Genomic DNA, 19,271 nt, shown 5'->3' on the forward strand with positions numbered 1-19,271 from the left:
TCAAGATGAGATTTCCCATAGCGTAAGCTAGTAAGATCCCTGAAAGATGATCAGGTTGATAGGTCAGAGGTGGAAGCGTGGCGACATGTGGAGCTGACTGATACTAATCGATCGAGGACTTAACCAAGTTTAGGTGAATTCTTAATTATATTTCTTCTTCATTATCTAGTTTTGAGAGAACGAAGTTCTCTAACAAAATAGTCTGGTGGCGATAGCGAGAAGGTCACACCCGTTCCCATACCGAACACGGAAGTTAAGCTTCTCAGCGCCGATGGTAGTTGGGGGCTCTCCCCCTGTGAGAGTAGGACGCTGCCGGGCAAAAAGAAAACAGCTAATCATTTAGCTGTTTTTTTTTATGAAGGCTCCTAATTATTCTGCTAATTCGAGCGGACACAGAGTACCTTATTTGCAGTAAAAATCCTTCGTTTAAAAGTTTTGCGGACATTAGATACCTTATTTCGCTAAAATCTCGAAAATTAGACGGTGATTTGGGCAAATAGAGGATTCAATGTCCGCTTTTACCTCAAAAAAACTATTTTTAGAACAAATAAAGGATTGAATGTCCGCTAATTTTTGTTTCCAACCATCTTAATCCAAAAAGCAACAGTCTTTTAGAAAAGAGCCTATATGAAAGATTACATATTAAATAAAAACACACTCATAACTATCACAAATCAAATTATAAAATAACCCATGCAAAGTCTGCTCCTGCTCCATAGCTTACTCGATGATGCCTATGTTCAGCTCGTCGCAAGCCAGCAGAGATGCAGATTCAATGCCGTAGGCTTGGTGGCGATAGCAAGAAGGTCACACCCGTTCCCATACCGAACACGGAAGTTAAGCTTCTCAGCGCCGATGGTAGTTGGGGGCTCTCCCCCTGTGAAAGTAGGACGTTGCCGGGCAAATAGAGGCTGGGACATAAGTATTTCAACTAAACCAAAAAACGAACTATCGTGAAAAATTCTAACTTAGAATTTCGTAATAGTTCGTTTTTTTCATTCCTTTTACAATCGGCATTACCCTGAAATTACTGTTGATAACATTTACATTGATGTGTGTTATCCCGAATGTTGATTTCCCTGTGTTTGAAAATAAGAGGAAGAATTCCGCTTATTTTGAGAAATAAGGGTTTTTTGCTAAGAATAAAAGGAGTTTTTCCGCTTATTTCATAAAAATCACTGGATTTTGTCTTTTTTGAAGTAGTTAAGCGGAAATTTTCCTCTTATTTCAGCTCAATTAGCCCCCCTGACATACAATAACGGGAAATTCTCCTCTTATTAAATTTTCATACCTCATAAAAATCAACATTGAACTTTAATATATTCTTCAATAAAAATCATTCAGTTTTAAAAGCGGATGATTTAGTTCTGTCCCAGCTTTTTTGTGTTTTCGAAAGACTGGTAAGCTTTTTAATTAAAATTAACTAATAAATTTGGGTTTTTGAATCAATTTGTAAGCAATTATATTTAATGCATCAGGAATTTGATAGATTTATTCAATTTGGATCGATTTATGTATGTAATTTTATGAAATCGGTAATTTTAACTTGAGTTATTTGCACAGAAATAGGGTGATATGCACGCCAAATTGTTGATATGATACAATTCAAAAAATATATGCACGACTTTTGAAATATATGATACAACTTTTCAAATATATGCACGACTTTGATGAGGTGGAAAAATAATATGCACAAAAATATGTGTATATGATCGATTTGTTTTGAATATACACAGAGAACCCCACTTATGCACAAATCCGAAGCGATCCAGCAACTTAACACTAAGCACCCTTGATTCCGCCCCAACTCCCCCTCTTTCCCCACTAAAAATCACATCCAAACCAGCTATATAAAAAAGAACCAAGGAAATCTCTTCTCCTCGGTTCACATTCACTCAAATAGTATAAGAAAGTTACAAGTTACATCCACATATTAAAACAGAATCAAAATAAAAACAAAACAACAAAATAGACTGCCATGGTGATTAGACCAATTGGAACTCCGAATTGAGCCCATTCCTTACTGGTAATATTTAATTTACTAGCGGCAATGATATTTGGGATATTACCTGGAATAAGCATACCTCCGCTGATTAGAAGGCCGAGTAAAATTGCCTGAATCGTTTTAGAATCCATTGCCGGACTAATTTCAGCTGCAGCTAGAGTTGCATTATCTAAAACCGCAGAAATCATATTAATCCAATATAGTAGCATCGGATGAAGTCCGAGAATGTATTCATTAATTAAAGGTTCGAAACCATGTCCAAGAAAGGTTAATCCCATAACAAACAAATAAATTTTTGCAGAACGTATCAAAATTTCTTTATAGCTTTCCGTTTTCGTTGCTGATTCTAAACCGTGCGAACTTTTATGAGGCTTTACAAATAGAATTGTCAGTAGACCAAAAAGTACAACGGCAGGGACAACTTCCCAGCCAATTAAATTCATTAAATAAAAGAAGTCTTCGTCCAGCTTGCTTACGGTAATCGTTGAGAGCGGTTCGCCAATCGGAGTAAGGGCGGCGCCAAGTCCAATCGAAAAACAGGCTAGCACAGTAAAGCGAATTTCAGACTTCCGGTCAAGGGGAAGTACATTGATAACAATAACTAGTACAATCGCGGCAATAATGGCCGTAATGATGCTGGAGGCAAGTCCAAGAATGATTACGGTTACAGCAAGAAAAATTCTAGGAGATAACACATTGCTTAATGCTAATATTGATTTCTCTAATGGAGTCTGAGCCCATTTAGTTACTAATCCGGCTATTAATACCGCAAGAGTAATGTTTATGGGATCAATAAGAGCTTTGTGAATTAATGGACCATGCAACATCCCACTAAACGATGCTGCCGCAATTCCCATGATAAATAAAAAAATCTCCAAATTTTCTTCTACCTTTTTTACGGAGAAGGGTAATAATAATACTAATAATAAAATAATCACTAATCCAATCATTTTTCAAATCCTTTTTCTAATAGTTTTTTATCATAAACAATATTATATCTGTTTTCATTAAATCGAAAAATCATTATTTTGAAAAAATATTGTCGATTTAAACAATTGTGATTTAGAATAAACTTGTTTGTATCTATTCTATATGTACAAATGAAATGGGTTAGAATTGAATTGTGATTTCAATTTTTGAGAGGAAAATATTACATATGGGTAAGAAGAAACAGTTCGAGGTTCAAGAGAATGAGTCTATTGAAGCGTGTTTAAACCGGATAAAAGCTGAAGGTTATACACCAACTAGACGTATCGAAAAACCAATATTTAAAGAGGTAAAACAAGGGGATTCCGTCTCTTATGAGCCTGTCGGACGATATATTGTCTTTGAGGCGAAGCAGACGGAGTAAAACACGAACATTAACAACTTGCCAACAGTAAACGTTCGATATATTTATTGACGAAAAACACCATTGTTGGTATGATAATTGTAACATTATATGTGTTGACATCCCCTCGTATAATAATGGGAATATGGCCCATAAGTTTCTACCCGATTACCGTAAATAATTGGACTATGAGGGAAAGTGGTAGCCGTAAAGAAGTGGATGATTGTCACTTCTTTTTGGGGTGATATTTAACTATGCATCTTAAGCCCGGACAGACTGCTTTCTCTTAATTTTTATCAAGGGAAACGATTCTGTTCAGGGTTTTTTTTGTTTAATAGGCAAAACCCGGCTAAGTAGGATTAGACCAAGGGGTTTGCTGTTTGACTGAAGCATGATAAGACTTCATGATTTTGATATTTGCTTTATTTTTCTAAAAGTAATAAGGGGAAATTCTTTCAAGAATGTGGAGGAGGGATTTAGTGGAAGCGAAGGTTGGCGTGATTATGGGGAGTAAGTCTGACTGGGAGACGATGAAGCATGCTTGTCAGAGTTTGGAACGCTTGAGGGTTCCTTATGAGAAGCAAGTTGTATCGGCTCACCGCACTCCTGATTTGATGTTTGAATATGCGGAAACTGCAAGAGAAAGAGGAATTCAAGTGATTATTGCTGGTGCTGGTGGTGCGGCGCATTTACCAGGAATGGTGGCGGCGAAGACGACGTTGCCGGTCATTGGAGTACCAGTTCAATCCAGAGCATTAAAAGGACTTGATTCGTTGTTATCTATTGTGCAAATGCCAGGGGGCGTCCCGGTTGCAACGGTGGCGATTGGCACGAGTGGTGCAACGAATGCAGGCTTGATGGCAGCGCAAATTTTGGCGATAAATGATGCTGAATTAGCAGATAAACTTGAGAAAGTAAGGCAGGAAGCAAAGCTTGCGGCGATTGAAAGCAGTGAGGAGCTTGTCTAATATGGTGATTTTACCGGGACAGACGATTGGAATTATTGGTGGCGGACAGCTAGGAAGAATGATGGCTATAGCTGCCAAAGCTCAGGGGTATCGGATTGCGGTATTAGATCCTGATGAGGATTCACCTTGTGGTCAGGTTGCTGATTATAAGGTTGTTGGAGCCTATGAGGATGTAAAAGCTATTGAGAAGTTAGCCGATATTAGTGATGTGATTACGTATGAGTTTGAGAACATTGATGCGGAAGCACTCAAGTCGGTAAGTAATCGGGCGTATGTGCCTCAGGGAACAGAGCTTTTAGAGATTACAAAGGACCGAATTGCAGAAAAGGCAGCAATTCAGGCAGCTGGTATTGAGGTTGCACCGTACTCGGTGATTCAGACTAAAGCAGAAATTTATGATAACATAGAGGTGCTTGGCTATCCTGCTGTGCTTAAAACGTCGCGAGGCGGTTATGATGGCAAAGGACAGCTAGTGATTAAGAGTGCGACGGATATCGATGAGGCCGATTCATTGCTTGAGCATGGCCCATGTGTCCTTGAAAAATGGATGCCGTTTACGAAGGAAGTATCGGTGATTGTTTCGCGTAATGTTCGCGGAGAGACAGCGATTTTCCCAGTAGCCGAGAATATCCATATTCAAAATATATTACATCAAACCATTGTTCCTGCAAGGATAAGTGAGCTTGCACGTGACAATGCTTTAAAAGCAGCGCTTCAACTTGTCGAATCGTTGGGAATGGTGGGAACTCTCGCTGTCGAAATGTTTGTGATGGCTGATGACACGATTTTTATTAACGAATTGGCACCAAGGCCACATAACTCAGGGCATTATACTATTGATGCCTGTGAGACGTCACAGTTCGAACAGCACATTCGTGCGATTTGCAACTGGCGCTTAGGGAGCACACAGCTGTTAAAACCAGCGGTGATGATTAATGTTTTAGGAGAACATCAAGCGGGATTATTAGAAAACATTTCAACACTGTCCAATTGGAAAATACATCTTTATGGAAAGAAAGTGGCTAAAATTGGTCGAAAAATGGGCCATGTCACATTATTGCGTGATACCGTTGAAGAGGCAATTTTAGAAGCAGATGATAGTCAAATTTGGGATAGTGTCATTTTTGATCGGAGGATAAAACATGATTGATCGTTATACAAGACCTGAAATGGGTGCGATTTGGACAGAGGAAAATAAGTTTAAAGCTTGGCTAGAAGTAGAGATTTTAGCGTGTGAAGCATGGTCTGAGCTTGGTGACATTCCAAAGGAAGATGTAAAAAAACTTCGCGAAAATGCGTCGTTCGATATTAATCGTATTAATGAAATTGAACAGGATACTCGTCATGATGTTGTTGCGTTTACGCGGGCAGTTTCAGAAACTTTAGGTGAAGAGCGTAAATGGGTTCACTACGGTTTGACTTCAACAGATGTTGTTGACACTGCACTTTCTTATTTGATTAGACAAGCAAATGAGATTTTGTTAAAAGACATTGAAAACTTTATTGAGGTTATTAAGAATAAAGCGATTGAGCATAAGTATACAGTTATGATGGGACGTACTCATGGAGTTCATGCAGAGCCAACGACGTTTGGATTGAAGCTTGCACTATGGTATGAAGAAATGAAACGGAATTTAGAGCGCTTTAAAGCAGCTGCCGCAGGAATTGAATATGGGAAGATTTCTGGAGCAGTAGGTACATATGCCAATATCGACCCATTTGTAGAAAAATATGTTTGTGAAAAATTAGGCTTGAAAGCTGCACCTAATTCAACTCAAACGCTACAACGTGATCGTCATGCACACTATATGTCAACATTAGCGTTGATCGCTACTTCAGTTGAAAAATTCGCAACAGAGGTTCGCGGACTTCAAAAAAGTGAAACTCGTGAGGTTGAAGAATTTTTTGCAAAAGGTCAAAAAGGGTCTTCGGCTATGCCACATAAGCGTAACCCAATTGGCTCAGAAAATATGACTGGTATGGCTCGCGTTATTCGCGGATATATGATGACTGCTTACGAAAACGTAGCATTATGGCATGAGCGCGATATTTCTCATTCTTCAGCAGAACGAGTCATTATCCCTGATGCAACGATTGCCTTAAATTATATGCTTAATCGTTTTGCGAATATCGTTAAGAATTTAACTGTATTCCCAGAAAATATGAAACGCAATATGGAGCGTACACTTGGTTTAATTTATTCACAACGTGTATTACTTGCTTTAATAGATAAGGGCTTGGTTCGTGAAGAGGCATACGATACAGTTCAGCCTAATGCGATGAAGGCTTGGGAATTACAGGTTCCATTCCGCAGCTTAATTGAAGCAGATGAGAAAATCACTGCACATTTGTCACCGGAAGAAATTGCAGATTGCTTTGATTACAGCTACCACTTGCAGCATGTAGATACAATTTTTGAGCGTGTAGGATTATCACAATAAGTATGAATCTCGCCTTTTGGCAAGGTTGTAATAAATCTAAATAAAGAGGTAAAGGCACAACCTTTGCCTTTTTACAGCTAAGCGTGACTGAACATTCAAAAAATCCCAATATTCGTAATGAAACCATTTTTTGGTGAGCCGAAAGGAGAGAAGGGTAGGTACTTGCTTAATCTTTAATGTTGCAAGTCTGCCCGAAATAGATGAAAGAGCTTCTATATGAAGGAAAAGCAAAGAAAATTTATTCAACTGAAGATGAAAATGTTGTGTTGGTTGAGTACAAGAATTCTGCCACTGCTTTTAATGGTGAAAAAAAGGCGGAAATCAGCGGTAAAGGCCGTTTGAATAACGCAATTACTAGTTTGCTTTTTCAAAAGCTTCATGAACATGGAATTGAAACTCATTTTATTAAACAGCTTTCAGAAACAGAGCAGCTTGTCAAAAAAGTAAGTATTGTACCACTTGAGGTTGTAACGCGTAACGTGGCAGCAGGTAGTCTTGCGAAGAGATTGGGTTATGAAGAAGGTCAAGCATTAAACCAGCCATTAGTGGAGTTCTATTATAAAGATGATGACTTAGGGGATCCGCTTGTAACGGTTGATCACATTCTTGAATTAAAAATTGCCACAGTGGAAGAGCTAAACCTATTAAAGGAAAAAGCATTAAAGATTAATGATGTTTTAGTGAGCTTATTTGACGGATTGGGAATTCGTTTAATTGATTTTAAGCTTGAATTTGGAAAAGATACTTCAGGTCATATTATGTTAGCGGATGAAATTTCGCCTGATACATGTCGGTTATGGGATGCTAAAACAAATGAAAAATTTGATAAAGATGTATTCCGTCGCGATTTAGGAAGTCTTACAGATGCTTATGAAAATATTTTGGCTAGATTAGGAGGCCCTCAGCATGGTTAAGGTAAAGGTTTATGTAACATTAAGAGAAAGTGTATTAGATCCACAAGGGAAAGCAGTGAATCACGCGCTACATTCTTTAGGCTATAGCGAAATTAAAGATGTTCGTATTGGTAAATTTATGGAGTTATATGTTGATCCAACTGGCCGTGATGTTGAAGAGGTTGTGAAAGAAGCCTGTGAAAAGCTGTTAGCTAATCCAGTAATTGAGGATTTCCGCTATGAAATAGAGGAGAGTGTCAACCAATGAAGTTTGCGGTAATCGTATTTCCTGGTTCGAACTGTGATGTTGACATGTATGCTGCAATTAAGGATGAACTAGGTTCCGATGTAGAGTATGTTTGGCATGCAGAGAAGAGTTTAGATCGATTTGATGCGATCTTACTTCCTGGTGGCTTTTCATATGGAGACTACTTGCGTTGTGGAGCCATTGCTCGTTTCAGTAATATCATGAATGAGATTAAAAAGGCAGCTGAGGCTGGGAAGCCAGTATTAGGTGTTTGTAACGGATTCCAAATTCTATTAGAAGCTGGTCTTTTACCTGGAGCATTACGTCGAAATGAGAGCTTAAAGTTCATTTGCCGTCCAGTTGATTTGAAGGTTGAAAATAATAACACATTATTTACAAATGAGTATGAAGCTGGTGAAGTTATTTCGGTTCCGATTGCACATGGTGAAGGAAATTACTATGTGGATGAAGTTACATTAAAGCAAATGAAGGATAATAACCAAATTGTATTTACTTATGTAGACAATCCAAATGGTAGTCTTGAAAATATCGCTGGTGTCATCAATGAGCGCGGAAATGTATTAGGATTGATGCCACACCCGGAAAGAGCGGTCGATGAGCTTCTTGGAGGCGCGGACGGTCTTAAACTTTTCAAATCGATCGTAAAACAATGGAGGGAATCATATGTCGTTAAAGCTTGAACCAACTCCCGAGCAAATTAAGTCTGAGAGAATTTATGCGGAAATGGGTATGTCTGATGCGGAATTTGCTAATGTGGAAAAAATCCTCGGCCGCACGCCTAACTATACCGAAACCGGGTTATTTTCGGTTATGTGGTCAGAGCATTGTAGCTATAAAACTTCTAAGCCAATCTTGAAAAGATTTCCAATCACTGGTGAAAAAGTGCTTCAAGGACCTGGTGAAGGTGCTGGGATTGTTGATATTGGCGACAATCAAGCAGTTGTTTTTAAAATTGAAAGCCATAACCATCCATCTGCAATTGAACCGTATCAAGGTGCTGCTACCGGTGTAGGTGGTATCATCCGTGATGTGTTCTCGATGGGTGCAAGACCAATTGCGATGCTGAATTCTTTACGATTCGGAGAGCTTTCTGATTCTGCACGCGTACGTTATTTGTTTAAAGAAGTTGTCGCAGGTATTGCTGGCTACGGGAACTGTATGGGAATACCAACGGTTGGTGGAGAAGTGCAATTTGACCCTTCTTATGATGGAAATCCATTAGTAAACGCTATGTGTGTCGGTTTAATTGATCATAAAGATATTAAGAAAGGTCAAGCACACGGAGTTGGAAACACCGTTATGTATGTTGGTGCGAAAACAGGCCGTGACGGAATCCATGGTGCAACGTTTGCATCTGAGGAGTTACATGATGCTTCTAGTGAGGATCGTCCAGCAGTTCAAGTCGGTGACCCATTTATGGAAAAACTTCTTTTAGAAGCTTGTTTAGAATTGATCCAATGTGACGCGCTTGTTGGGATTCAAGATATGGGTGCAGCAGGATTGACTAGCTCAAGTTCTGAGATGGCAAGTAAAGCTGGATCAGGTATGGAATTGAATCTTGATTTTGTACCACAGCGTGAAACGGGTATGACTCCATATGAAATGATGCTTTCTGAATCACAGGAGAGAATGCTAATTGTTGTCCAAAAAGGCCGTGAGCAGGAGATCGTTGATATCTTCTCTAAATATGATCTTGAAGCAGTTGCTGTTGGTGTCGTAACGGATGACAAAATGTATCGTTTAATTCATAAAGGTGAAGTGGTTGCCAACGTTCCAGTTGATGCATTGGCTGAGGATGCTCCGGTTTATCAAATGCCATCTGCAGAGCCACAGTATTTCCGTGATTTCCAAGCAATGGAAAATGAAGTACCTACAGTTGAAAACTATACTGAAACTTTAACTCAATTATTACAACAGCCTACGATTGCTTCAAAAGAGTGGGTTTATGATCAATATGATTATATGGTTCGAACAAATACAGTTGTAGCACCTGGTTCTGATGCTGCTGTTCTTCGAATCAGAGGAACAGAAAAAGCTTTAGCGATGACTACTGACTGTAACTCACGTTATCTATATTTGGATCCAGAAACTGGTGGGAAAATTGCTGTGGCTGAAGCTGCCCGCAATATTGTCTGCTCAGGGGCAGAACCACTAGCAGTAACCGATAACTTAAACTTTGGTAATCCAGAAAAGCCTGAGATTTTCTGGCAAATCGAGAAATCTGCTGACGGTATTTCAGAAGCTTGCCGTGTGTTATCTACACCGGTAATTGGTGGAAATGTATCTATGTATAATGAAACGAACGGAAATGCGATTTATCCAACGCCTGTAATTGGTATGGTTGGTCTTATTTCTGACGTAAAACATATTACTACTCAAAACTTCAAGGCTGCTGGTGATTTAGTTTATCTTTTAGGGGAAACTAAAGATGAATTTGGCGGTAGTGAACTACAAAAAATGCTTAACGGAAAAATCTATGGTCAATCTCCTAGCATTGATTTAGCAGTGGAAAAAGACTATCAACAAAAAGTTTTAGCAGCGATTCGTGCTGGTTTAGTTGAGTCAGCTCATGACTTGGCTGAAGGTGGTTTGGCTGTAGCAGTAGCTGAGAGTGCGATTGGCTCAAATGGACTTGGTGCTGAAATTAATTTATCAGGTAACCCTGTGTCAGCATTATTCGCAGAATCACAATCACGCTTCTTATTAACTGTCAAAAAGGAAAATCAACAAGAATTCGAAAAATTAGTGGGTGCAACTCTTATTGGTGAAGTAACAGCACAGCCAGTTTTATCGATTGCTGTTGACGGAAATAAACTAATTAACGAACAAGTTGAGAATTTAGAGAAGGCTTGGAAAGGAGCTATTCCATGCTTGCTGAGTTAAGAGGCTTAAATGAAGAGTGCGGAGTTTTCGGCGTTTGGGGACATAGTGACGCTGCAAGCATTACTTATTACGGCCTTCATGCACTTCAGCACCGCGGACAAGAGGGAACGGGAATTGTAACCACTGACGGTGAAAAACTAGAAATCGTCAAAGGTGAAGGTCTTGTCACAGAAGTGTTCACTTCTGAAGTGATGTCAGAATTAAAAGGAAAAGCCGCTATTGGTCACGTTCGTTATGCGACTGCTGGCGGCAGCGGCTACGAAAACGTGCAGCCACTGCTTTTCCATTCACAATCTGGAAGCATTGCTCTTGCACATAATGGTAACTTGGTTAATGCCAGATTGATTAAATCGATCCTTGAGCAGCAAGGGAGTATTTTTCAAACAAGCTCTGATACTGAGGTATTAGCCCATTTAATTCGTCGCAGTGGCGAACGGCATATGAAGGATCAAGTTAGAAATGCGTTAAAGCAAATCGAGGGGGCATTTGCTTACTTGATTTTAACCGAATCAGAAATGATGGTGGCACTTGATCCACATGGTTTACGTCCACTTTCACTTGGGAAACTAGGTGATGCATATATTGTTGCTTCTGAAACATGTGCATTTGACGTAGTTGGAGCTGAGTTTGTTCGTGATGTATTACCTGGCGAATTATTAATTATTAATGATGAGGGTATTTCGAGCGAGTTCTTCTCTGATAACAAACCAAGTGCTATCTGTGCGATGGAATATATTTATTTTTCAAGACCAGATAGTGATATTCATGGCATTAATGTTCATACTGCTCGTAAGAATATGGGGAAAAAATTGGCTGTTGAAGCAAAAATTGAAGCGGATGTTGTAACTGGTGTTCCAGATTCAAGTATATCAGCAGCAATTGGCTATGCTGAGGCAGCAGGCATTCCTTATGAAATGGGCTTAGTAAAAAATCGCTATGTTGGCCGGACCTTTATTCAGCCATCACAATCATTGCGGGAGCAAGGCGTCAAAATGAAGCTTTCCGCTGTTCGTGGCGTAGTTGAAGGGAAACGGGTAATTATGGTGGACGACTCGATTGTGCGCGGTACAACGAGCCGAAGAATCGTAACAATGCTTAAGGACGCTGGTGCGACTGAAGTACATGTTGTTATCAGTTCACCACCTATTCAGAATCCATGCTTCTACGGTATTGATACTTCAACGAAAGAGGAATTAATTGCTTCTTCTAACACTGTTGAAGAAATCCGGGAACTAATCGGGGCGGATTCATTAACATTTATTAGTATTGAAGGAATGCTCGAGGCGATTGGCCGAGTTGATAAGGATAAGAACTGTGGCCATTGTTTAGCATGCTTTACTGGAGAATATCCAACCGAGCTTTATCCAGATACACTGCAATATTACTATCAAAAATAAGCGGCATATTTAGTATGTCGCTTTTCCTTTAATAAGACTAAAAAGGGGAATTATGAAAATGGCAAATGCTTATAAAGAAGCCGGAGTCAATATCGAAGCAGGATATGAAGCGGTTGAAAGAATGAAGCAGCATGTTGCAAAGACAGCTAGATTAGGAGTCATGGGCGGTCTTGGCGGCTTTGGTGCGATGTTTGATTTATCAGCGTTAAACCTGAAGGAGCCAGTATTAGTATCTGGTACTGATGGAGTTGGCACAAAGCTTATGCTAGCGTTTATGGCAGACCGTCACGATACAATCGGAATCGATGCAGTGGCAATGTGTGTGAATGACATTGTTGTTCAGGGAGCAGAGCCTCTTTATTTCCTTGATTATATCGGTTGTGGCCAAGCGGAACCTGCAAAAATTGAAATGATTGTCAAAGGTGTAGCTGATGGCTGTGAACAAGCAGGTTGTGCGTTGATCGGTGGAGAAACAGCGGAAATGCCAGGCATGTACGATGTTGAGGAATATGATATTGCCGGATTTGCTGTTGGTGCTTGTGAAAAATCAAACCTGATTACAGGTAAGGATATTAAAGCGGGGGACGTATTAATTGGATTAGCGTCAAACGGTATTCATAGTAACGGTTATTCGCTTGTACGTAAAGTGTTCTTAGAAAAAGCAAAATTAAGCTTGGATGAAAACATTGAAGAGCTTGGATGCACTTTGGGGGAAGAGCTGCTGAAGCCGACAAGAATCTATGTAAAATCGATTCTATCAGCTTTGAAAAAATTTGAAATTAAAGGGATGGCTCATATTACTGGTGGCGGATTCCTTGAGAATATTCCAAGAACCTTCCCGAGCGGTTTAGGTGCAGAAATTAAAGAAGGCAGCTGGAAAATTCCTCCTATATTCTCATTACTAGAAAAGCACGGTGAAATTAAACATGAAGAAATGTTCAACATTTTTAATATGGGCATCGGTATGGTAGTCATTGTTGATAAAGATCAAGTTGATGAAGTGGTTGCGCATTTTAATTCATGTGGGGAAACTGCCACTATCATTGGTGAAATGACCGAAACTGAAGGCATTTCGATTATTTAGGGGGATACGGATGAAAAACATTGCTGTCTTTGCATCCGGGAATGGAAGCAATTTTCAAGCTATTATCGATGCAGTTCAAGACGGGTCCTTAACTGCATCAATTAATCTTCTCGTGTGTGATAAACCAAATGCTTACGCAGTTGAACGGGCAAAAGCGGCAGGAATTGAGTACTTTGCGTTTACTGCTAAGGATTTTTCTGATAAGCAGGCATATGAAACGGAAATTTTAGCAAAGTTAGCAGAGTACAAGATTGATTTAGTCGTATTGGCAGGCTATATGAGACTAATTGGTCCAACTCTACTGTCGGCGTATGAAGGGCGAATTATCAATATTCATCCGTCGCTATTGCCAGCTTTTCCTGGGAAGGATGCAATGGGTCAGGCACTTCGTGCAAAGGTGAAGGTAAGCGGTGTAACGGTACATTATGTTGATGCAGGAATGGATTCCGGTCCGATTATTGCACAAGAAACAGTCGATCTTACTGAGAATGAAACAATTGAAACATTACAAGAAAAGATACATAGAGTGGAGCACCAGTTGTATCCAGCGGTGATACAGATGCTAGTGTCCAAATCGAGGGAGGAAGTAAAAAATGGCTAAAAAGCGCGCGCTTATTAGCGTATCTGATAAGCAGGGGATTACGGAATTTGCAAAAGGTTTAAGTGATTTAGGCTATGAGCTTATTTCAACAGGTGGAACTAAAAAAGCACTTCAAGAAGCGGGAGTTCCTGTAATCGGTGTTAACGATGTAACAGGCTTTCCGGAAATTTTAGAAGGTCGTGTAAAAACATTAAACCCATTGATTCATGGTGGTTTATTAGCTAAATTCGATAACGAAGATCATCAACAACAAATGGAAGCTCACGGCATTAACCCAATTGAGCTTGTTATCGTAAACTTATATCCGTTCCAACAAACAATTGCCAAGCCGGATGTAACGGTTGATGATGCGATTGAAAACATTGATATCGGTGGTCCAACAATGCTACGAGCATCTGCAAAAAACCATCAGTATGTAACAGTTATTGTTGATCCAGAGGATTATCCACGAGTATTAACTGAGTTAAATATGACAGGTGTTGTTCAACCGGCTACTCGTCGTAAATTAGCCGCGAAAGTATTCCGTCATACAGCTAGCTATGATGCAATGATTGCTGAATATATGACTGGATTGTCTGGGGAAGAAAATCCTGAAAAACTAACGGTTACTTATGAATTAAAGCAATCGCTTCGTTACGGAGAAAATCCTCACCAAGAAGCTGCCTTCTACCGTAAGCCACTTGGATCTAATTTCTCAATCGCAAATGCTGAGCAGTTACATGGTAAAGAATTGTCTTACAACAATATTAATGATGCGAATGCAGCTCTACAAATTGTTAAGGAATTCTCTGAGCCAGCAGCAGTAGCTGTGAAGCACATGAATCCATGTGGAGTTGGTACAGGAGCTAATATTTTTGATGCTTATACAAAAGCGTATGAAGCAGATCCAGTATCAATTTTTGGTGGAATTGTTGCTTTGAATCGTGAAGTTGATAAAGCGACTGCTGAAAAGCTTTATGAAATCTTCTTAGAAATAATTATCGCTCCTTCGTTCTCTGAAGAAGCAATTCAAGTCTTAATTGGCAAGAAAAATCTTCGCTTATTAACTATTCCGTTTGGTGAAAAACAAAAACCAGAACGCGTGTTAACATCAGTTGAGGGTGGATTATTAGTTCAAGACCAAGATCGTTATACATTAGATGATGCAAACATTACAGTTCCAACTAAACGCCAACCAACTGAAGAAGAATGGGAAGCTTTAAAGCTAGGTTGGAAAGTAGTAAAGCATGTTAAATCAAATGCAATTGTTGTTGCAAATAGTGAAAAAACGCTTGGAATTGGTGCAGGACAAATGAATCGTGTTGGCTCCGCTAAAATTGCGCTTGAGCAAGCAGGCGAAGCAGCAAAAGGTGCAGGACTAGCTTCTGATGCATTCTTCCCAATGGATGATACCGTTGAAGCAGCAGCTAAAGCAGGAATTACAGCGATTATTCAAACTGGTGGATCCATTCGTGACCAGGATTCTATTAATAAAGCAGATGAATACGGAATTGCAATGGTATTCACTGGCGTACGTCACTTTAAACATTAAAATGAATGTGATTTTTCCATTTAGTTGATTGGAGAGGAGGGCACGGAGACTCCTGCGGGATTAAAGGGCAATGGGGAGACCCCACAGGCGCTTTAGCGCCGAGGAGGCTTGCCGCACCGCCCGCGAACCGTTCGTGCCCGGAACGGAAATCAACGGTAGCCAAACATTAAGAGGAGGCAGAAAACATGAACGTTTTAGTCATCGGCCGTGGTGGCAGAGAACATGCGATTTGCAGAAAAATGAAAGAAAGCTCATTGGTGGAAAAAGTGTTTGTTGCTCCTGGTAATGCTGGAATGACGGACGTTGCAGAGCTTGTTGCGATTGAAGAAAGCAATCAAGATGCATTAGTTAAATTCGCTCAGGAAAACGGAGTTGGCTTAACTTTTGTTGGACCTGAAAATCCGCTACTTGAAGGCGTAGTTGATAAATTTGAAGAAGCAGGCTTAAAGGTGTTCGGACCTCGACAGGTTGCTGCATTAATTGAAGGTAGTAAATCCTTTGCAAAGGATTTAATGCATAAATACAATATTCCTACTGCAGAATATGCTGTTTTCAGCGAATATGAGGCTGCAAAGCAATATGTGGAAAAGCTTGGAGCTCCAATCGTTATTAAAGCTGACGGTCTTGCTGCTGGTAAAGGTGTAGTCGTTGCAATGACAATGGATGAAGCACTTGCAGCGTTAAAAGACATGCTATTGGATGAAAAATTCGGTGACGCTTCAGCAACGGTTGTAGTGGAGGAGTTTTTAGCTGGTGAGGAATTCTCGCTTATGGCATTAGTGAACGGCGATATTGTCGTCCCGCTTGAAATTGCTCAGGACCACAAACGCGCTTATGATGGTGACCAAGGTCCTAATACAGGTGGTATGGGTGCTTATTCGCCGGTACCGCAAATTGGTGCTGATGCTGTACAGACAGCAATTGAAACCATTCTTCACCCAACTGCTCAAGCAATGATAGAAGAAGGCAGAAGCTTTACTGGAATTCTGTATGCAGGCTTGATTTTAACAGATAAAGGTCCAAAGGTTATTGAATTTAATGCACGATTTGGTGATCCTGAAACACAGGTCATTTTACCAAGATTAAAATCAGACCTAGTTGAAGTGCTATTAACATTACTAGATGGTAAAACACCTGAACTTGAGTGGGATGATAACTATTGTATTGGTGTCGTTGTAGCATCAGAAGGTTATCCTGGTGATTACAAGAAGGGTGCAGTTCTTAACGGGCTTACTGATATGAGTGATGAAGTTTATTTGTTCCATGCAGGAACGAAGTTAGATGAAGAAGGACGTTTTGTTACAAATGGTGGACGAGTCCTCCTAGCAGGTGCTAAGGGAAAAGATTTAAAACTCGCCCAACAAAATGTTTATAAGGAATTAGAAAAGCTTACTCGTGAAGGTGTATTTTACCGCAAGGATATTGGTGCGAGAGCAATTGCTAGCGCCCTTTATTAGCCTTTCGTCCATATACGTAGTATAAGGCGATAATGCTTCCAATAAGGGTAATAATAACAAAAGACATATCTGTGATGTATTCATAAAACATGATATCTCTCCTTCATTTAAAGGCTGCCATAACCAATTTGGTTGTAGCAGCCTTTTTTATTTTTGCTGTGATTGTGAATTGCGTACAAGTTATTAAGTCGGATTGTATGGAAGAATTGTCTCTGTATCGATTTCATTGCTTTGTTGTGAATTTTGATTTTCTTGGGTGTCTCCCCAGTTTTCGAACAGGGCTGTAAGTGGGCAATAACGAACAATTCCCTCACCAATCTTCATTGCAGCGACAAATGCTACAATTAAATACGAGTCGCGCCATGGTCGTTTTACCAGCTTAGCGGTGGTCCAAGCTAGAAGTGTAAAGCCGAGGCTAATTCTAATTAATGCGTTCAGTATTCCAATATTAGGTTTTATCGTCATGTGTTTGTCACATCCTTAGTTGAAATTTAACAATTTATTTCCACATTCTTTAGTGCGTTAAATTGCGAAATATGTTAGTATAATAACAATGAAAGGGTTTTCACAAACTCTAGCGCAAGCGTCGGGGGCTCACTTCACAAGCCGCTTGCACTTTCATTGTTTTTGGATATCCCACGTTTTAGGGAGGGAACGGTACTATGGAACAACGTTATCGATGGAAAAATAAACAATTACGTGAGCATGTTTCCGTATTGGATGGAAAATGCGCACCCACTATATTGCTAAAAAACGCTACTTACCTTAATCAGGTTTTCAAGAAATGGATGAAGGCAAATATTTGGATATATGAGGATCGAATTGTATATGTTGGTGATCAATTACCTGAAATGCAATCTAACTGTGAAATTGTTGATTGTAATGGTTATTTAATCGTTCCAGGTTATATAGAACCTCATGCTCATCCTTTCTTATTATATAATCCCCACGCATTAGCGGAATATGCCTGCCAGTTTGGAACAACGACCTTAATCAACGATAATTTAATGCTAGCTGTTAATTTAGCCACAAAGGATGCTATTTCTTTTATAAAAGAAATGAAGGAAATTCCCGCATCGATGTATTGGTGGTGTCGATTTGATGCTCAAACCGAGATTTTAAATGAAAATCGCGTCTTTTCTCAAGCAAATATCAAGAATTGGCTAGAGCAAGATAGTGTCCTGCAGGGTGGAGAACTTACCGGGTGGCCAAAGCTGTTGGATGGCGATGATCTACTTTTGCATTGGATACAGGAAACGAAACGTGGACGTAAAAAAATAGAAGGCCATTTCCCTGGTGCTTCTGAGAAAACTTTAGCTAAGATGATGTTATTAGGGACGGATTGCGATCATGAAGCAATGACGGGGGAAGATGTGTATCGAAGATTGATGCAAGGCTATATGGTCTCGCTACGTCATTCATCGATTCGACCTGACCTGCCTAAATTATTTACGGAGATTCATGAGCGGGGAATTGATTTTTATGACCGCTTTATTTTAACAACGGATGGCGCCTCTGCAAGTTTTTATGAAAAAGGAATTATTGATGAAATGATTCGAATTGCTATTGCTCACGAAGTTCCGGTTATTGATGCCTATAATATGGCTACGGTTAATGTGGCCCGTTATTACGGTATTGACCATGTGCTTGGAAATATTGCAACAGGGCGAATTGCCAATCTAAACTTTTTAACAGATGAGAAAAATCCAACCCCAGTATCTGTTTTGGCAAAGGGTCAATGGATTAAACGAGATGGGAAAGCTGTAAGCCCTTCTTATCAAGTTCACTGGGAAAATCATGGATTAAAACCTCTCAACATTGAATGGGAGCTAACCTCAGATGATATGCAGTTCTCAATGCCATTTGGAATTAAAATGGAGAATTCAGTCATTACAAAGCCTTATTCAATTTATATTGATTGCTCATTGGATGAACTGTCACCGGATCATGATGAATGCTTTTTTATGCTTATTGACCGGAAAGGAAAGTGGAGAATCAACACTTTGATAAAAGGGTTCGCTAATCGCTTATCAGGTTTGGTCAGCTCATTTTCAAATACTGGTGATATTATATTAATTGGGAAAAATAAGCAAGATATGTTTACAGCCTTTAATCGCATGAAGGAAATCGGTGGTGGTATAGTCTGCTGTGAAAAGGGTGTAATTACTCAAGAGATTCCTTTGCAGTTAAAGGGTATCATGTCTGAGAAAAAGGTTGAAGAGTTGATTGTTGAAGAAAATAAGCTGTTTACTTATTTAAAGGGATGCGGTTATCAGTTTGAGGATCCAATTTACTCAATGTTGTTTTTATCTGCGACTCATTTGCCGTATATTAGAGTAACCCAGCAAGGCATGTATGATGTAATGAATAAAATGATACTCTTTCCGACTATAATGCGTTAAAATATAAAAGT

At 39.6% G+C, this 19,271-nt stretch carries 17 protein-coding genes, 3 rRNA genes and 1 riboswitch; of the genes, 17 read left to right on the forward strand and 3 right to left on the reverse strand.

Annotated features, from left to right (window positions below; translation table 11 throughout):
- From FXW34_RS21180 to rrf (FXW34_RS21190), 3 genes are all read left to right on the forward strand, one after another.
- Positions 1-127 (forward strand): 23S ribosomal RNA (locus FXW34_RS21180); the annotation flags it as partial.
- Positions 128-201: 74 nt separating this feature from the next.
- Positions 202-318 (forward strand): 5S ribosomal RNA (gene rrf / locus FXW34_RS21185).
- A 467-nt stretch (positions 319-785) separates the two neighbouring features.
- Positions 786-902 (forward strand): 5S ribosomal RNA (gene rrf, locus FXW34_RS21190).
- Positions 903-1,944: 1,042 nt separating this feature from the next.
- On the opposite strand, the gene FXW34_RS21195 is transcribed toward rrf (FXW34_RS21190), so the two are convergent.
- Positions 1,945-2,955, reverse strand: a complete 1,011-nt coding sequence (locus tag FXW34_RS21195) for a DUF1646 family protein (protein WP_147536027.1) — start codon at positions 2,953-2,955, stop codon at positions 1,945-1,947.
- Between the two features lie 206 nt (positions 2,956-3,161).
- Here FXW34_RS21195 and FXW34_RS21200 point away from each other — a divergent pair, with 206 nt between their 5' ends.
- The 13 genes from FXW34_RS21200 to purD all read left to right on the forward strand — a co-directional run bounded on the left by FXW34_RS21200 (position 3,162) and on the right by purD (position 16,858).
- A complete protein-coding gene (locus FXW34_RS21200; protein ID WP_147536028.1) occupies positions 3,162-3,356 on the forward strand; it encodes an NETI motif-containing protein in 195 nt (64 codons plus the stop codon).
- Between the two features lie 86 nt (positions 3,357-3,442).
- Positions 3,443-3,544: riboswitch (purine riboswitch) on the forward strand.
- 252 nt (positions 3,545-3,796) lie between these two features.
- Entirely contained in the window at positions 3,797-4,303 is a 507-nt protein-coding gene (gene purE, locus FXW34_RS21205; protein WP_425457459.1) for a 5-(carboxyamino)imidazole ribonucleotide mutase, read from the forward strand.
- Complete coding sequence (gene purK, locus FXW34_RS21210) at positions 4,296-5,453, forward strand: 5-(carboxyamino)imidazole ribonucleotide synthase (protein ID WP_147536061.1); 1,158 nt, start codon at positions 4,296-4,298, stop codon at positions 5,451-5,453. Before purE ends, purK begins: the two co-directional genes overlap by 8 nt.
- Positions 5,446-6,744 carry an adenylosuccinate lyase gene (gene purB / locus FXW34_RS21215; RefSeq protein WP_147536030.1) on the forward strand — a complete coding sequence of 433 codons (1,299 nt, stop codon included), beginning with the start codon at positions 5,446-5,448 and terminating at the stop codon, positions 6,742-6,744. The genes purK and purB overlap by 8 nt, the downstream gene beginning before the upstream one ends.
- A 200-nt stretch (positions 6,745-6,944) precedes the next feature.
- The gene (gene purC, locus FXW34_RS21220; RefSeq protein ID WP_147536031.1) at positions 6,945-7,658 is read left to right on the forward strand and encodes a phosphoribosylaminoimidazolesuccinocarboxamide synthase; all 714 of its coding nucleotides are present in this window, start codon (positions 6,945-6,947) and stop codon (positions 7,656-7,658) included.
- Positions 7,651-7,905: a phosphoribosylformylglycinamidine synthase subunit PurS gene (gene purS / locus FXW34_RS21225; protein ID WP_147536032.1), complete on the forward strand. Its 255-nt coding sequence runs from the start codon at positions 7,651-7,653 to the stop codon at positions 7,903-7,905. Before purC ends, purS begins: the two co-directional genes overlap by 8 nt.
- Positions 7,902-8,585, forward strand: coding sequence for a phosphoribosylformylglycinamidine synthase subunit PurQ (gene purQ / locus FXW34_RS21230; protein WP_147536033.1), 684 nt, complete (start codon positions 7,902-7,904; stop codon positions 8,583-8,585). Before purS ends, purQ begins: the two co-directional genes overlap by 4 nt.
- Entirely contained in the window at positions 8,569-10,788 is a 2,220-nt protein-coding gene (gene purL / locus FXW34_RS21235) for a phosphoribosylformylglycinamidine synthase subunit PurL (RefSeq protein ID WP_147536034.1), read from the forward strand. The genes purQ and purL overlap by 17 nt, the downstream gene beginning before the upstream one ends.
- Positions 10,773-12,185, forward strand: a complete 1,413-nt coding sequence (gene purF, locus FXW34_RS21240) for an amidophosphoribosyltransferase (protein ID WP_147536035.1) — start codon at positions 10,773-10,775, stop codon at positions 12,183-12,185. The genes purL and purF overlap by 16 nt, the downstream gene beginning before the upstream one ends.
- 58 nt (positions 12,186-12,243) lie before the next feature.
- The gene (gene purM, locus FXW34_RS21245) at positions 12,244-13,269 is read left to right on the forward strand and encodes a phosphoribosylformylglycinamidine cyclo-ligase (RefSeq protein WP_147536036.1); all 1,026 of its coding nucleotides are present in this window, start codon (positions 12,244-12,246) and stop codon (positions 13,267-13,269) included.
- Positions 13,270-13,279: 10 nt separating this feature from the next.
- Positions 13,280-13,870, forward strand: a complete 591-nt coding sequence (purN, locus tag FXW34_RS21250; RefSeq protein ID WP_147536037.1) for a phosphoribosylglycinamide formyltransferase — start codon at positions 13,280-13,282, stop codon at positions 13,868-13,870.
- Positions 13,863-15,401 carry a bifunctional phosphoribosylaminoimidazolecarboxamide formyltransferase/IMP cyclohydrolase gene (gene purH / locus FXW34_RS21255; RefSeq protein ID WP_147536038.1) on the forward strand — a complete coding sequence of 513 codons (1,539 nt, stop codon included), beginning with the start codon at positions 13,863-13,865 and terminating at the stop codon, positions 15,399-15,401. The genes purN and purH overlap by 8 nt, the downstream gene beginning before the upstream one ends.
- 185 nt (positions 15,402-15,586) lie before the next feature.
- Positions 15,587-16,858 (forward strand): phosphoribosylamine--glycine ligase, encoded by a 1,272-nt coding sequence (purD, locus tag FXW34_RS21260; RefSeq protein ID WP_147536039.1) that lies wholly within the window; start codon positions 15,587-15,589, stop codon positions 16,856-16,858.
- Here purD and FXW34_RS23650 read toward each other — a convergent pair.
- Entirely contained in the window at positions 16,842-16,949 is a 108-nt protein-coding gene (locus tag FXW34_RS23650) for an EYxxD motif small membrane protein (RefSeq protein ID WP_342780885.1), read from the reverse strand. The genes purD and FXW34_RS23650 overlap by 17 nt on opposite strands.
- Before the next feature lie 92 nt (positions 16,950-17,041).
- Positions 17,042-17,323 (reverse strand): YgaP family membrane protein, encoded by a 282-nt coding sequence (locus FXW34_RS21265; RefSeq protein ID WP_147536040.1) that lies wholly within the window; start codon positions 17,321-17,323, stop codon positions 17,042-17,044.
- A gap of 197 nt (positions 17,324-17,520) precedes the next feature.
- Between FXW34_RS21265 and FXW34_RS21270 the strand changes: the two genes are divergently transcribed.
- Complete coding sequence (locus FXW34_RS21270; RefSeq protein WP_147536041.1) at positions 17,521-19,260, forward strand: adenine deaminase C-terminal domain-containing protein; 1,740 nt, start codon at positions 17,521-17,523, stop codon at positions 19,258-19,260.
- The last annotated feature ends 11 nt before the right edge of the window (positions 19,261-19,271 follow it).

Origin of the sequence: Bacillus marasmi (assembly GCF_902168435.1) — a bacterium.
GTDB classification, from domain to species: Bacteria; Bacillota; Bacilli; order Bacillales; family Cytobacillaceae; genus Bacillus_BU; species Bacillus_BU marasmi.

Coding starts and splice junctions, on each gene's coding strand:
- FXW34_RS21195 (WP_147536027.1), bottom strand. CDS start 2,955: ATGATTGGATTAGTGATTATTTTATTATTAGTATTATTATTACCCTTC.
- FXW34_RS21200 (WP_147536028.1), top strand. CDS start 3,162: ATGGGTAAGAAGAAACAGTTCGAGGTTCAAGAGAATGAGTCTATTGAA.
- purE (WP_425457459.1), top strand. CDS start 3,797: ATGTGGAGGAGGGATTTAGTGGAAGCGAAGGTTGGCGTGATTATGGGG.
- purB (WP_147536030.1), top strand. CDS start 5,446: ATGATTGATCGTTATACAAGACCTGAAATGGGTGCGATTTGGACAGAG.
- purC (WP_147536031.1), top strand. CDS start 6,945: ATGAAAGAGCTTCTATATGAAGGAAAAGCAAAGAAAATTTATTCAACT.
- purS (WP_147536032.1), top strand. CDS start 7,651: ATGGTTAAGGTAAAGGTTTATGTAACATTAAGAGAAAGTGTATTAGAT.
- purQ (WP_147536033.1), top strand. CDS start 7,902: ATGAAGTTTGCGGTAATCGTATTTCCTGGTTCGAACTGTGATGTTGAC.
- purL (WP_147536034.1), top strand. CDS start 8,569: ATGTCGTTAAAGCTTGAACCAACTCCCGAGCAAATTAAGTCTGAGAGA.
- purF (WP_147536035.1), top strand. CDS start 10,773: ATGCTTGCTGAGTTAAGAGGCTTAAATGAAGAGTGCGGAGTTTTCGGC.
- purM (WP_147536036.1), top strand. CDS start 12,244: ATGGCAAATGCTTATAAAGAAGCCGGAGTCAATATCGAAGCAGGATAT.
- purN (WP_147536037.1), top strand. CDS start 13,280: ATGAAAAACATTGCTGTCTTTGCATCCGGGAATGGAAGCAATTTTCAA.
- purH (WP_147536038.1), top strand. CDS start 13,863: ATGGCTAAAAAGCGCGCGCTTATTAGCGTATCTGATAAGCAGGGGATT.
- purD (WP_147536039.1), top strand. CDS start 15,587: ATGAACGTTTTAGTCATCGGCCGTGGTGGCAGAGAACATGCGATTTGC.
- FXW34_RS23650 (WP_342780885.1), bottom strand. CDS start 16,949: ATGTTTTATGAATACATCACAGATATGTCTTTTGTTATTATTACCCTT.
- FXW34_RS21265 (WP_147536040.1), bottom strand. CDS start 17,323: ATGACGATAAAACCTAATATTGGAATACTGAACGCATTAATTAGAATT.
- FXW34_RS21270 (WP_147536041.1), top strand. CDS start 17,521: ATGGAACAACGTTATCGATGGAAAAATAAACAATTACGTGAGCATGTT.